Source organism: Clostridium sp. (assembly GCF_018372875.1).
Lineage (GTDB): Bacteria > Bacillota > Clostridia > Clostridiales > Clostridiaceae > Clostridium.
Genome location: NZ_JAHAIF010000008.1, coordinates 18299 through 33892, shown reverse-complemented (window position 1 = coordinate 33892; position 15594 = coordinate 18299). Strand labels below are relative to the sequence as shown.

General features: G+C 28.9%; 14 protein-coding genes and 1 other annotated feature (1 of these 15 running past the window's edge). Of the genes, 2 read left to right on the top strand and 12 right to left on the bottom strand.

What is annotated here, in order from left to right; translation table 11 throughout:
* Positions 1–39, bottom strand: a binding site (T-box leader) (it extends 192 nt beyond the left edge of the window).
* A gap of 52 nt (positions 40–91) precedes the next feature.
* Positions 92–898: a hypothetical protein gene (locus tag KIB46_RS04420; RefSeq protein ID WP_291670983.1), complete on the bottom strand. Its 807-nt coding sequence runs from the start codon at positions 896–898 to the stop codon at positions 92–94.
* A 241-nt stretch (positions 899–1139) separates the two neighbouring features.
* On the opposite strand from KIB46_RS04420, the gene KIB46_RS04415 reads away from it, so the two are divergent.
* Positions 1140–1610, top strand: a complete 471-nt coding sequence (locus KIB46_RS04415; RefSeq protein WP_156562866.1) for a hypothetical protein — start codon at positions 1140–1142, stop codon at positions 1608–1610.
* 452 nt (positions 1611–2062) lie between these two features.
* On the opposite strand, the gene KIB46_RS04410 is transcribed toward KIB46_RS04415, so the two are convergent.
* The 9 genes from KIB46_RS04410 to KIB46_RS04370 form a co-directional block, all read right to left on the bottom strand.
* The gene (locus KIB46_RS04410) at positions 2063–3529 is read right to left on the bottom strand and encodes a protein adenylyltransferase SelO (RefSeq protein WP_291670982.1); all 1467 of its coding nucleotides are present in this window, start codon (positions 3527–3529) and stop codon (positions 2063–2065) included.
* 270 nt (positions 3530–3799) lie between these two features.
* Entirely contained in the window at positions 3800–5788 is a 1989-nt protein-coding gene (locus KIB46_RS04405) for a hypothetical protein (RefSeq protein ID WP_291670981.1), read from the bottom strand.
* 280 nt (positions 5789–6068) lie between these two features.
* Complete coding sequence (locus KIB46_RS04400) at positions 6069–7217, bottom strand: ABC transporter permease (RefSeq protein WP_291670980.1); 1149 nt, start codon at positions 7215–7217, stop codon at positions 6069–6071.
* Positions 7214–8335: an ABC transporter permease gene (locus tag KIB46_RS04395; RefSeq protein WP_291670979.1), complete on the bottom strand. Its 1122-nt coding sequence runs from the start codon at positions 8333–8335 to the stop codon at positions 7214–7216. The genes KIB46_RS04400 and KIB46_RS04395 overlap by 4 nt, the downstream gene beginning before the upstream one ends.
* 10 nt (positions 8336–8345) lie before the next feature.
* Positions 8346–9281 carry an ABC transporter ATP-binding protein gene (locus KIB46_RS04390; protein WP_291670978.1) on the bottom strand — a complete coding sequence of 312 codons (936 nt, stop codon included), beginning with the start codon at positions 9279–9281 and terminating at the stop codon, positions 8346–8348.
* A 91-nt stretch (positions 9282–9372) separates the two neighbouring features.
* Complete coding sequence (locus KIB46_RS04385) at positions 9373–10008, bottom strand: response regulator transcription factor (RefSeq protein ID WP_156562880.1); 636 nt, start codon at positions 10006–10008, stop codon at positions 9373–9375.
* Entirely contained in the window at positions 10008–11051 is a 1044-nt protein-coding gene (locus KIB46_RS04380) for a histidine kinase (protein ID WP_291670977.1), read from the bottom strand. The genes KIB46_RS04385 and KIB46_RS04380 overlap by 1 nt, the downstream gene beginning before the upstream one ends.
* Before the next feature lie 133 nt (positions 11052–11184).
* Positions 11185–11403: a hypothetical protein gene (locus KIB46_RS04375; protein WP_291670976.1), complete on the bottom strand. Its 219-nt coding sequence runs from the start codon at positions 11401–11403 to the stop codon at positions 11185–11187.
* A gap of 394 nt (positions 11404–11797) precedes the next feature.
* Positions 11798–12565 (bottom strand): GNAT family N-acetyltransferase, encoded by a 768-nt coding sequence (locus KIB46_RS04370; protein WP_291670975.1) that lies wholly within the window; start codon positions 12563–12565, stop codon positions 11798–11800.
* Between the two features lie 178 nt (positions 12566–12743).
* Between KIB46_RS04370 and KIB46_RS04365 the strand changes: the two genes are divergently transcribed.
* A complete protein-coding gene (locus KIB46_RS04365; RefSeq protein ID WP_156562892.1) occupies positions 12744–13166 on the top strand; it encodes a hypothetical protein in 423 nt (140 codons plus the stop codon).
* Between the two features lie 46 nt (positions 13167–13212).
* On the opposite strand, the gene KIB46_RS04360 is transcribed toward KIB46_RS04365, so the two are convergent.
* The gene (locus KIB46_RS04360; protein ID WP_291670974.1) at positions 13213–13347 is read right to left on the bottom strand and encodes a hypothetical protein; all 135 of its coding nucleotides are present in this window, start codon (positions 13345–13347) and stop codon (positions 13213–13215) included.
* A gap of 176 nt (positions 13348–13523) precedes the next feature.
* Entirely contained in the window at positions 13524–15449 is a 1926-nt protein-coding gene (locus tag KIB46_RS04355) for an oligopeptide transporter, OPT family (RefSeq protein ID WP_291670973.1), read from the bottom strand.
* Positions 15450–15594 lie beyond the last annotated feature (145 nt).

Below are 15594 nucleotides of genomic sequence, written 5' to 3'. Positions count from 1 at the left end.
ACTGTATTCTATAATACTTTTCCCTATCGTAGCTTATACTATTTTGTTTTTCTTGAATTATATTCCATTGACAATGCTTTGTCAATACTTTCTAATTCATCTTACTTAATAAAGAATTTAACTTTTCTACTGTTATATCTGATTCTATATTATTTATAATAAATTTTACTCCCTTAGCTTCACTTTTTAATAAGCTCTCTATGGTAGTATTAAAACTGCTCATATCTAAATCTATAGAAATACCATTAGTATGTCCTAATCTCTTTGAATAAGTACTACTTTCGTTCTTGTTTATAAAAAATCTTACATAGCCCCCTTCTATTGCAGGATCAAAATTATTAAATATTATATCATTAAATGTTGTCCCTGCCTTTGGAACTACCCATAACTTTGCATTACCATACTTAATGCTATTTAGTATGTTCATAACAAGATACTCTTTTCTTTCTAGTATAGGATCTTGTCCATTTTTTATTAAACATTGATTTACCAAATCATACAAACTACATGCTAAATATTCTCTTCCTTCGTCTACAATAAGCTTCCCAACCCCTGAAAACATAGCTCTATAAGACTCTAATGATAGTTCTTCAAATGGTATTTTTTTTATTAAATATTCTCCTTTAAGCTTTAAATTATAATAATCAGCATATTCCTTAGCTATCTTCTCTTCAGAAAAGAGCCACATTGTAGGTATATTTTCATGTATACCATATCTTATATCACCCCTACCGCTTTTTATGAACTCTTCACTGGAATCCTTACTAACTAAAGTATATATTTCATTAGAACCTATTAATAGTTTAATTATTTCATCACATTTATCAAGATATTCCTTCGGATTATTTCTTACATTATTTAAACTTCTTATTTTTTCTTGCACCTTTCCTATACTCATTAGTGCTCCCCCTATTCATCTTTATTGCTTCTTCCTTAGTATACCTAATTTTTATAATATTTGTCTATAAATATACTTTAAATACATAATAAAGACTGTCTTTAAAGTAAAAGGATATCTACAAAAAAATAATATTATACACTTTTTATTTTTTTATCACCATTTACCTATTATCTACATAAGATAAATTATACGAATGGATAAAAAATAAATAACAAAAAGATGAAAAGGTGGATTTACTATGTGTGAAAATAATAATAATTATTCTGAAATAGCAGAAGCTTACCGTAACTATAGAGATAATTTTTATAACAATACTTCTTTCTTAAGTAGCGAATGTGAATGTAATAGAGATCGTGATAGGGATAGAGATTGCAATAGAGATAGAGACAGAGATTGTAATAGAGATAGAGATAGGGATCGTGATGACAGACGTCTTTGCTGTGGAAGAAGATTTGATAATAGTCCAATGGATGAGAGAACAGAAAGAGCATTAAGAGCTTTTGAAAATCAATTAAGAAATACTAATAATGCTATTAACTGCCTAAATCAATGCTTTAATAATCTAGATGATACTTTATTTGAAAGTCGTTGCTGCGTAAGTAACAGAATAAAGAATATCTTAAGATCTATTCAAAGCGATATTTGTGACTTACAAGACGATGTTAGAGATATAGCTGATGATACAAACTGTTTAGGTCAAAGTTTATAATCTAACAATATTATTTTTGTTCCACTAATTATCTACTGTAATTAGTGGAACAGTGATGATAATATCATTTTACATACCTTGTAATCATAACTCCCTTTTCCCCAATTGACTTAACTGTACCTGATTCACCTGGTTTTAATTCTTTTAAAGTCATAATCAAAAACTCCTTTCAAAACTTAATTAACCACTATAAGTGAATCAAGTCCACGATTCAAAGCAATTTTTACCCCTTTAACTAAAATAATCCCCCTATTTCAGTTGAATATAATTCTCAGTGTCTTTTTATTAATTGGTATATACTGAAAAAAAAAATTCTATTCAATAATGTTACTGATAAAATTTATCAATAATGAAAAATAAGTATTTTTTGAGCAAAATAATAAGACACCTGTAATTTAACAGGTATCTCTTTAACTATTTCTATACTTTATTTATCAATATTCTATACTATCTTATGTACCACAGTAGGTTTTATATCCTTTCTCTATATTTTTAGGTAACTTTGTATATTCTTCATTAACACTTAAGTAATCATATGGATTTTTTAAAACTGCTATAAGATTTTCCATTACACTATAATCATTTCTATTTACTGCTGCTTCTAGTGCTTCCTCTACTCTATGATTTCTTGGTATTACAGTTGGATTATTTTCTTCCATAAGTTTTTTTACTTCATCCTTGCCTTCTTCTTGTCTACTCAATCTTTCATTCCATAAAGTATACCATGTTTTAAACTCATCCATATAGAAAATATCCATGCTTGTAAACTTTCCAATAGTTAAGTTATAGAAAGTATTTGTATAGTCTGCTTTATATTTTAGCATTATACTTAGAAGCCCTTCTATTAAATCTTTATCTCCTTCCTCTTCATTAAATAAACCAAGCTTTTTTCTCATTCCTGAATACCAATTATTTAAATATAATTGGTTATATCTATCTAAAGCTCCATTTGCTATCTCAATTGCTTTATCCTTATCATCATCTAATAATGATAATATAGCTTCAGCAAATCTTGCTAGATTCCACCCACCAATTCTAGGCTGTTTTTCATAGGCATATCTACCATTTAGATCTATTGAACTAAATACAGTACTTGGATCATATATATCCATAAAAGCACAAGGACCATAGTCAATAGTTTCTCCTGCTATAGACATATTGTCTGTATTCATAACTCCATGAATAAACCCTACAAGTTGCCACTTTGAAATTAATTCAGCTTGCCTTTTTACAACTTGATTTAGTAAGTATTCATAAGGATTCCCATTATAATTTCCATCAAAATGTCTCTCTAAAGTATAATCTGCCAATTCCTTTAAATATTTTTTATCTCCAAGTCTTGCAGCATACTCAAATGTTCCTACACGTATATGACTTTTTGCAATTCTTGTTAGTATTGCACCAGGTAAGAAATCCTCTCTAAAAATATCTTCTCCTGTTTTTAATACGGCCAAACTTCTGGTAGTTGGTATACCTAAAGCATACATTCCTTCACTTATAATGTATTCTCTAAGCATCGGGCCTAATGATGCCTTACCATCCCCACCTCTAGAATAAGGAGTTCTACCTGACCCTTTAAGCTGGATATCTACTCTTTCTCCATCCTTTGTTAAGTATTCCCCAAGAAGTACTGCTCTTCCATCACCTAAAATAGTAAAGTATCCAAACTGATGTCCAGCATAAGCTTGTGCAATTGGTGTTGTACCATCTAAAATTTTATTACCGCTTAAAAAATTTGCTCCTTCCTCACTTTCTAAGAAGCTTACATCTATTCCTAGATTTTTAGCTAAGGTTTTGTTTAGCGCAACAATCTTTGGTTCTTTTACCTTTTCAGGATATTTAGCTGTGAAAAGTCTACTTGGTAATTTAGCATAGGTATTTTCTAGTTTTATAGTCTTATCTTTTAAAATTCTATCCATCTTTTCTCCTTTGTTTATTTTATTTATAGTAGAATACTAAATAAATTGTTTTATTAAAATTATACATTATTAGTTTTTGCATGTTTAACTTTAATATGTCTATTAAAGTAAATAAGTAAAGAGAAAATTTAATTTCCCTCATTTATCTCTATTCTGTTTACTCCTTCTAACTGCAAGTATTTATTAGTACATTTAGTATATCGTTTCATAATCCAGCAACTATCCACATATATTAAAAGCTGTCGAAAAATTTTTTCAACAGCTCTAATTTTATATTTCTATGATTGTTATATTAACATCTCTTAATTTTATGCAACAGCTTGATGCATTAACTAAAGCAATTCCAATGACATCTTTATTGGCTTTAATAATAGAATTACCAGTGATAGTTACCCATTGATTTTTCCTATATATACTTTGTGAACTCATTCCAGGATAGGGTCTTCCATTTAGTAAGAAAATTACATTTATTTCATTTGTACAACTTAAATCACATATAGAAGCAGTAAGATTACAACTAATTAAATATGATTTTCCTGGAGATAAAATTATAATTGAGCGTCCTTCTCTATGAATAATAGCTGTACCTTTTACTTGTATATTATTCATTAAAGGAATTAGCTCCTTACCTTCTATGCACTTACAATAAGGCGTGTTTACAAATAAATAGTCATGAATACATTTTTCTCCTGGAATTCCTTGTGGGCCTCTTGGTCCAATTTCTCCCTGTGGACCCATTGGTCCTTGGGGCCCTTGAGGTCCTCTTTCACCTTGTGGTCCTGCTGGGCAAACTGGACAATTTGTATTTATTATTATTGTATGAACTGTATTACTAGTAGTAGTTATTGTTCTGTTACTTCCAGTTGAATCTCTAAAAGTATAGGTTATTCCAGCATTATTGATTACTGTATAACCATTCCTAACATTGCTATTAACTCTTACCTCAAATGATATAGTTATGGTTTCTCTAGCATTAATATCTCTTAAGGATATACCTGAATTTATATTACTTTCATCTAATTGTACATTGTTAATCATTAAAGTGTTTGGAACTATAGTTACTCCTTCAGGTACTATATCTCTAAAAATTACATTTGTTAATTGTTGATTACTTGAATTTATAAATGTTATTGTATATCTTATAGTATCACCAGTGCTTGCTATAATCCTATCTACACTCTTTTGAATATTTGTAACTGGAGCACCTTGAAGTTGCAATAACCTAATATCATCAATTAAATAATCATTTCCTCCTGCTGGACCGCCTTCACTTATAAAACTAACTGTTAATCTTGTATTGTTTCCACTATTAAAAGTTGCTCCTACTTGTCTCCAAGTTGGAATCCTAGTTACCCTAAGAGTACTACTTAATGGTTGATTAAAAAGAAACTCTGTATTACTTCTTACAATTACACGTAATTCTGGAAGTACTGAATTTAGTTCTGAGTCTATATTCATAACCCATGTTGAAAATACATAATTTGTATTTGGTTCTACAGTAACTGTTGTAGTAAAAATAGATTGGTTTGGATTGCTTCCATTTACTATCATCATACGTCCGCTTTCATCACCTGTTGTATGATCTGAAACATTAAACCATGTTCCAAAATTAGTATTAGTTATAGTGTTACTAATAGAATACTCACCATCATTAGGCTTAAAATAGACGTAACGTACATATTTAAAAGTTGTTATAAAATCTGAGTATGGAACTGTTGTAGGGCTTGTATCAACAGGAGTTCCATTTGGTAATATCCCAAAATCTCCATCATTTCCAGCTGTAATTAGATTATTACCTATAGTTACATAATTGTTTAATTCAAGATATATATCTTCAACTGGTGCATCTACAAATCTTACATTGGAAATATTAGAATTAGAAACATTAACGTATACTGTATTCGGTGATAAAGAATTTACACGATTTGTTTCCCTTGGTGGAGATGTTATTAAGCCTATATCTGGATCACTTGGGGTTACTGATATACTTTTACTAGAATTCCAGTTTCCACTATTTGAAATTTCACCTGTGTATCCAGCTGCCTCTACTATACGATAACTTCCTTTTGGAACGTCTCTAAAAGCAAAATTACCATCACTATTTGTTAAAACTACAATACCCTTACCTACAAATGTTCCTTCTATATTTGTATCTCCTCTAACTTGTATTGCTACTGGCACACCTTTTATTGGTTGATTTCCAGAAGCTTCATTAGGTTGACTATTTATATTAAAAATTACACTTCCTGTAATATTCATATTTCCTCCTATAATTTAAACATATTTTTTATCTTTCGTAAAAAAACTTACTACTATTAATATATGAAATGCTATAATTACGGTTCTTATTAAGTTAAGAAGAAAGCCGCTAGGTATAAAACCTAACGACTGTTTACAATTATAATTTTTTATATACATCATAAATATATTTAATTATGAAATTTTTCCTGATTGTTTACTGGCATAGTGTGGATTAAAATAAGACATATAGACTAGTATCTGATTAACCATATTGTTTTCTAAAACTACAACTAAATATCTATCTTACATTGTCAACCTTATCACGCTTATTTATACAATAAACTGAAATAATAAAAAATACCATTCCAAATAAACTTAACACTAATAAGTTCATTACAATTACACTTATATCTGCTCCTTGCTGTGCATTATTAATAGCTTCCATTGCCCATCTTATAGGCGTAAAATATGAAATTTTATTTATTGTATTACTTAAATAGGATAAAGGCACAAAACACCCACCTAATGCTAGAAATGATATTGTAACAAAGTTACTTATTATGCTTGAAAAATCTCTATCATTAGTTATGGTCATACAAAATGTTCCTACAGATACTGCAACTATTCCTAATATTAATAATATCACTATAAGCATAAGGTTACTAACTCCAATTTCTATGGTTGAAACAAAGTTTATTTCTATAACACTTATTGAAAATAAAATTGATAGTAAAATAGTTGTACTTATAATATTACTTAAATAATATTGCCATGGTTTTACACTAGTTGTAAGAATTCGTGTATACATATTTTGTTCCTTATCTTCGCTAATTAATCCAGAACCACTCATTGCTCTATAAAAAGCAAACATAATTATAAACCCTATTAAGCTTTGACTTATACTATGATTCTTTTTTACATCATTTAAACCTTTATATGAAACTTGAATTTTTTCTTTTTCTTTTCTTTCAACTGACAATTTATATTTTTCAAAGTCACCCTCATTTACTTTTGCTAAATTTATCATATTGGATAATTCAATAGATAGTCCTTTATCTAAAATTTCATGAATATTTTCCCCTTCTATCCCATATAAAATCACACCTGAATTATCGCCCTTTAATATTTTTTCCTCCATATTTTTCTCAATCATTATACCTAAATAAATATCTCTAGTATTAAATTTTTGTTTTAGATCATCTTCACTATTAACTTTAACTAGATTAATCATATCAATATCAGACAAATACTCATCTAATTTATTAGAAGAAAAAGATTTACTTTCATCATATATTCCTACATTTATTTCAGTGATAGATCCATCTATAATCTTTGGGGCAAATAGAAATATAATTAAAGGAAAAACTACTGTTAGTATTGTATACGCAGGTTTCTTTAATATCATTATCTTTAAATTATTCTTTACTAAGGCATATACACTTCTCATACTTCTCTCTTCTCCCTTCTAATACATATATAAAGACAACAAAATAAAATTATAGTTACTGTAATACTTATTACTAAGCTTACATTTAGGCAATAAAAATTTCCTTCATAGGCAGCTTTAAATATGCCCTTATTTAACCATCTTAAAGGAGAAATATTTGTTACTAAATTGAATATTCCATTCATTTCAAGAGGTAGTGATATATAAGATCCCCCTAGGAAAGAAAAGACTGGAATAATAAGTCCTTGTAAGAACAATGCTGCCCTATCTCTTTGCTTTATTGCGTAACCAACAAAAGTTCCTAAGGTAACCATCATTAAAGCAGCAGCTATTACATACATAAAAGTTATGAGTGGATTGTCTCCCCAATTTGACTTTAATTTAAAGAGAGAAAATAAAAATCCTGGTGTAATTATAATTATGCTTAGAATTAAACTTGAAATAATTCTTCCAACAAAATATTTAAAATCAGATAATCCTGTTAAAATTATTCTATCCTTTATTCCAGATGATTTTTCTAATCCAAGTAATCCTATGGGAAATAATGTTACATAAAGCATCATCATAGTTACTTCAACTATTCCATAGTACTGATAAGAATTAGGAGCATCCTCCTCTTTAATAAACCTTACGTCTATACTATCATTGAGAAATTCTTCACTACTAATAATTTCAGATGCCCTATCTACATCTACCATATATAATTCATTTATACTTGCATAGGTATCACTAAAGGACTTTAAATAAGATAGGACAGTTGCACCTTCTGAGACTCTTTTCTCCGAATAATAAGTTTCTATAGAGCCTTCCTTAAGCAAAATAAATATTGCTCTTTCATTTTCAACATTAGCCTTTCCTTCTTCAACAGATGATACTTCTTTTATACTAAAATCCTCATAATTGAATACATTATCTTTTATTTCATTTATAATTTCATCTTTTCCTGATTCATTGTAATAACATATATTAATAACTTCATTTTCACTATTTATAGAGTTAGTATTAGATAACATTACGCCAAGAAGTACCATAAGAAAAATTGGAAATAATGTATTAAATATCACCCATTTTCTTTGCCTAAGATTAAATTTAAGTCCATCAACAATAACATGAAACATAAAATCTCACCTACTCCCTCAAGCTTCTGCCGGTTAATGTCAGAAAAACTGTTTCTAAGGTAACTTCTCTATATCCAATATCACCAATACCAATTTCATTTCTTGTAAAATAATTAATTATTTTATCTAGGTTATTTACATTCTTAGAAGTGTTTATAGTTACTAAATTATCATCTTGATATACTGATAAAACTCCCTTAATAGATTTAATTTCTTCAATATTAATTTCTTCATAAGAATTAAGTGTAAGAGATAGGGTTTTCTTATCATCTACTATACTTTTTAGTTCATCCTTTGTTCCCTCTACTATAACTTTACCATGGTCTATAATAGCTATTTGAGTACATATGGACTCTACCTCCTCCATATAATGAGAAGTATAAATTATTGTTGTACCTTCTTCGTTTAATTTCTTAATGGAATCTAAAATATGATTTCTAGATTGAGCATCTATTCCAACAGTTGGTTCATCCATAATAATTATCTTAGGATTATGAACAATAGCACAAGCTATATTTAACCTTCTAAGCATTCCACCAGAATATTCTTTAGCCTTTTTATTCTTAACATCTTTAAGACCTACAAACTCTAACGCTCTCTCTACTGCCTCTTTCAATTCTTTTCCCCTAAGTCCATATAGTTCACCAAAAAAGCTAATATTTTCTTTAGCAGTAAATTCCTCATATATAGCTATTTTTTGCGGAACTAGTCCAATTTTTCTTTTTATATTAACATCATTTTTCTCAATGCTAGTTCCCATTATTTTTATATCACCTGAAGAAGGTCTTACTAAGCCACATATAGTACTAATAGTTGTACTTTTACCTGCTCCATTTGGGCCAAGAAGTCCATATATCTCTCCTTCATCTATGGATAATGAAATATTATCAATGGCAACAAAGTCATCAAATTTTTTAACCAACTTATCAATTTCTATTACCTTCATTATTATTTCCTCCTTCACTTTCTAACTTTAGTATATAAAAAAAGACCTTCTACAAACTGTAGAAAAGGTCATATTCTCTATATGACAAAAGTCATATCCTCTCTCCTGTATAATAATAAACAGCTATTTGTGTTCTATGCTTTAAACCTGTTTTATTTAGTATGGATGTAATATAGTTTTTCACTGTTCCTTCTGAGATAAATAGTTTTTTGCTTATTTCCTTATTACTTAACCCTTGAGAAATCCCTACAATCACCTCATATTCTCTATCCGTAAAAAGTGATTTATCTATTTTTCCCTTAGGAGTATCTTGTCCAATCTCCTTATATCTCTTTAATATATCTTCCTGAATTACTGATATACCATTGTAAGCCATTTTTATAGTATCTATAATTTTATCTGGCGTAGTATTCTTTAATAAATACCCAATCGCTCCTTGATTTAATGATTTTTCTATATATTCATCCTCATCAAAGGTTGTTAACACAATAACTTTTGTCTTCAAATCTCTTCTTCCCATTTCTGCCAATGTTTCTACACCATTTAAAATTGGCATTCTTATATCCATAAGAACTACATCCAAGTAGCTTCCTTCTAAATATTTTAATAGTTCTTGTCCATTTTTAAATGTTCCCTTAACATCAATCTCCTCATTAGATCCAATAATTATTTTCAAACTCTCCCTAATTAAATCATCATCATCTACTATAGCAATTTTAATGCACATTATAATTCTCCCTCTTCTTTAAATATCATAATTGCCCTAAACCCTCTACTTCCATCTAGAATTAAATTTCCTTGTAAATTTAGCAGTCTTTCTTCTAACGCTTGTAATCCCATTCCTTTTATAATTTTGTTTGAACCAATACCATCATCGATAACTTCTACTTTTATATATTTATTTAACACCTCTATATTAACCTTAATTTTATTACCTTTAGAATATTTTAGAGAATTAGTTGATAATTCTCTTATTCCTTCAATAATTATTTCCCACTGTCTCCTGGATATTAAATCTAGATTTCCTTCACTTGTTAGTATGTATTTAAATGAAGTGTCCTTTAACTTATTTTGAAGTAACTGCTTAATTTTATTAATTCCAAGCTCTTCTATTGGAGGTTTTATACTTCTTAATGTTGCTCTTATATCATCCATTCCATTTCTAAGTAAATTGGTTAAATTATTTATAATACCTACTGCTTTTTCATTTCCATCTTTTTTCAAAATAATACCTAAAGCTTCAAGTTGAAGTAACGCTCCTGCTAAAGTATGTCCTATCTTATCATGCATAGCACCAGAAATTTCATTTCTTTCTTGTAACTTTGCAGATATTTTTTCTTGCTCTATAAACTTCTCCCTAGATTTCATTTTTAAACTTAATTCTGAATTAATTCTTCTATTTTGATCCCACTCTTTTTCTAAGAATTCTAATCTTTCTTCTTGTTTTTTTCCATAAATTAATGCATATACTGAAAGTGCAATGATTGAGGTTAACTCTACACATAGATTATTTTTATATGTAAACAGAATACTTGTTGGAATAATAAATAGGCAATTATAATAAACCTTTTTTTCTATAGATAAATACTCTGCTAATGTAAAAGCAAATAGAATTATAATAATTTTATTTATATATATTGTTACTACTGCTGAAAAGATTATATTTATAAAGTATATATTCCTTCTTAATCTTTTTGGAAGTAAATAGCTTAACATTGATAATATAATTATAGATAAAATGATAGAAACATTTACCCATGGCTTATCCATGTTATTTAGTGAATTTATTGCAGCATAGCCAACTAAAATAGCTTTTATGATAATATTAAAATCTTTTACTATAAAAATCCCCCCAAAAATCCCCCTTACTACTTCTAATATTTATTTAAGTTGATTTTTTCATCTATTCGTCACAACCTCTCCTTATATCAGTCCCCTTACATATAAGTGATGCAAATAGTAATATATTAAATAACATTTCTATTATAAAAAAAACTATACTCATTTCATTTGGATTGCTCCAAATTTCATAAGGAGCCATTATCCTATTGCTACCATATGATAATTTAAATAACACCACAGCTGCAAATGTTTTTGATATAAAAAACATAACTGCAATCATATATATAGCAATTCCTAATGATTTAAGTGCTATCTTTGTAGGTTTATTTTCTGGATGCTTTCTTACTACTCTTTCTCTTACTAAAATATTAATCCAGAAACAAAATAATATAAATAATTCAGTTACATTAATGAAACCAATAAATCACTCCTCATCTTTTAATCTTCCCATGGCATATCAAATGTTAATATAGGTATAGACACGTCAATATCAGCGCCTAATCCAAGGGAACCTCCTAACTTTAACTGAAGTGCATTAACATTTACTGAACTTATCTATACTTTGAAGGTCTACGTTCCTTTTATCAATATCGTATTTTAAATTTTTAATTGTTTCATTTGTAGTTTTGCTATTACTTATCTCTGCCTGTAAGCCTTCTGGTTCAAGAATAATATTAGTAATCCCATACTTCAAAAGCCAAATAATCATAATGATAGTTATAACCTAATTTTTCAGCTAATGAAACAGAGGCTTTATTATGAGCATCCCAACTTGGATATAACCCTCTATTAAGGCATTCTAAAATTAATTTTGCTCCACAACATAGTGCAAACCCTTTTCTTCTGTACTCCTCTTTAGTATCAATTTCCACTTCAATTCCACCTCTATACCTTGAATAAGCAGCTGCACCTGAAATAGGTTCATTATCTTTCATAACAACAACTCCTAACCCTAGATTCTTAAACATTTCATAATCAGAATATTGAGCTACAAAACTCTTACTCCAATCATTTAACCTGCAGAAATTAAAAATCTCTTCATCTATCATTCTTAGTTCATACTCACTTGGTAAAGAATTTACAATAGCAATCAATTTATCCCTATGAAAAATATGCTCTTCTTTTTTAATAGCATATCTAGTAATTTTTTTTGCATTATTTCCGTAACACTCTTTAATTAGTACTGACCACTCATTACTTTGAGGTACCATTATTATAAAATTCTCTTTATAGTAATCTGGTTTATATTGTACAAGCTCTTTATTAGCTACGCCCCCAAAAAAACAAAAGTCTCCAAGTACAGCCATTGCAGATTTTGGATCTTCTTTATCATCTACATAAATACTTCCCATTATGTTTTGAAGACATGACCATATAATTGTTTCTTCCCAATTTCCAAATAAATCCTTAGCCTTTTCTGTATCTCTTAGCTTATAAATCATATAATGCTCCATTCTCTTTAATACCTAGTCTTAATTATAGTCCTAAATTTATTGTAACACATTTACACGTATCCACAATTATGCATATTTATATATTTATGTATTTATATATTCAAAACAATATTTATTTTTTTACTTTTGCATATATTACTGTTGAAAATATAATTGGAGGTTTGATATGGCTAGAAGAAAAAAAGAATTTGTAATGTCTAAAGATGATTTATGTTACGAAGAACCAATGGATGAAATTTGTTTTACAGATTATGTACCACCATCTAAGGATGCTGTTGCTAGTTTTTGTTTTACCCATGAAGCTACAGAAGAAAAATTATCTTTTGATAAAAGAAAAGCTGAAGCTAAACCTTTTACTGAAACAAAGTTTACTCCCCAATCTCATAAAAATAAAAAAGGTAAAGTACATCCTAATGGTATAACTCCACCTGTAGATGGAGAAAATTTCGAATTTGTTAGAACTTATTGTTTTAGAAAATCTACTTTAATCAAGCTAAATAAACTTAAAGCTAATAGTCCAGACTTTAATATTTATATTAGCACTATAATCGATAATGCTATCTGTTTTTACTATGATAGCATTATGTAAAAAAGTTGAGAGTTTATACTCTCAACTTTTTCATAACCACTCAAGCTTACTCATAATCTAATAATGCTTGCACATCATACTCCTTTTTTGAAATATTATAGTACAAAGTTGTAACCTCTTTATCATCTAAGACCTTTGAAGTATCTGGAATACTTTTATGTAATCCTATCTCACCAATCACCTTATTTTCTTCCTTTAAAACATGTAATTATTTCTTTCATTTTTTTCATCCCCTTTGCCTATCCATAAACGATTAACTCTTCTTAGAAATCTATAATTACACTTTTATACATATCTTGTAAGACAAAATATATATAAAAAGAAGAGAAACCATAATTTATGATTTCTCTTCATAAGCTATTCATTTTTTAGTTTAATTTTAGACATCATTATAGGAATGGTTGTTGCTACTACTAAGGCTATTAAAAGTATTATCCCCATACCATTACTTGCTGCAAATCCAATAGGAGTTTTTGGGGTTATTACTCCTGTAACCTGAAGTATTATTCCTAATAAGCCAATTATAGAGCCACCAGCAACAAGCCCTGAAGAAAGGCTTATTCCATTTGAAACTTTTACTTCCTTTTCCTCTTCATCTTTACTTATTTTTTCTACAAATACTCTTATTAAAGCACCTACTAATATTATAGAAGTTGTTGATATAGGTAAATAAAATCCTATAGCAATAGTCATTATAGGTAAATCTAATAAGAATAAGAACAATGCCATTACAATACCAACTATAATCATTGGCCATGGTAAATCACCAGACATTATACCTGATGTTAAAGTTGACATTAAGTTAGCTTGTGGAAGAGCAAATGGTGCTTCTGCTCCAGTAATTCTTAACTGGCTTGATAGAACTAAGATTGTTCCTGTTACTACTATAACACCAATAACACTTGATATAGCAAATGAATTTCTCATTTCACTTCTGCTTCCACCTATTATGTAACTTACCTTTTGAGATTGGCTATATCCACCAGCTACTGCTATTGCAACTACCATAAAGGCTGCAAATAAAAGTAATGATTTATTATCAGCTGGAGAAGTCCATCCCATTATAACGAAAACTAAAGTTAATATTACTAAAGATGCAATTGTCATACCTGATACTGGTAGGTTTGATGTACCAATTGTACCGGTTAAACGTCCTGCTACTATAACAAATAATAATGATAATATCATAGAAACTATTGCACCTATTATTGCCATCTTTATATTTTGAGAAATTATAAAGGCTGCAACAAAGGCTACTATAATTCCGCCAAATAGCATAAGAATTCCACCTGAATTCTTTTCATTGCTTCCATCATTGCTTGATTTTGCTTTAAATGTTTCTTTAAGAGAAACAATAATTGTTGGTATAAGCTTAACTGCACCAATAATACCACCACAAAGCATCATTCCAGCACCAATATACTTAACATAGCTTCCTGCTATTGTATTTACATCCATTTGATGCAGTAACACAGAAGCATCATTCCATGATTGAGCACCATGTTCTGCAAAATCAGTAAAGTAACCTATTAATGGAGTAATACCAAAGTTAGCTAAAACTGAACCTGCAAACATCATTAAAGATACTTCAAGACCAACTATAAATCCAATACCTAATAAAAGTGGATTTACTTCAGTTGAGAACTTCCATTTATAAAACTTACTTCCTACAAAAGTAATAGTATTGTTAATTAGATTTAAAAACGATCCTGTTAATACATTAATAATACCACTTATTCCAAATCCTATACCCATGTATTTTATAGCATCTCCACCTGCTTCAGATGCAACTAAAGTTTCAGATATAGCCATTGATTCTGGATACATAAGAGTTCCATGTTCCTCTACTATTAAGAACTTATAAACTAATGAAAGACATCCAATACCAAATAGTGTTCCTCCTACTCCAACAGTAATTCCTTCTATAAGAGTAATATCACTTCCTATAAGAATAATTGCAGGTAAAACATAAATCATACCGCTTGCTATAGATTCTCCACCACTTGACATACCTTGAGTTATATTTTTCCCAAGGATACCTTTACTTTTGGCAAAAACTCCAATAAGCATTGATCCTATAATAGCACCAGGAATCCCTGCTGCAACAGTTAATCCAGATTTCATTCCAGAATAAGCTGTAGATGCTGCAAACACAGCAGCTAAAATTGAACCTATTATGATTACTGCAAGATTTGTTCCACTTTTAGACTTATCAGTTATGTATGGAACATAATCCTTACCATGAACACCACCATAGGCCTCTTTAGGTAATTTCTTTTTCATCTTTTGTCCCCTTTTCTTTTGTTTATTTATAAATTTATATATAGTATATCCATTTTTCCTAATATAATAATTATCTCATATTTTATCTTTTATCGCTTTAGTCTGATAAAATAAAAAAACATGATAAATATTATCATGTTTTTTT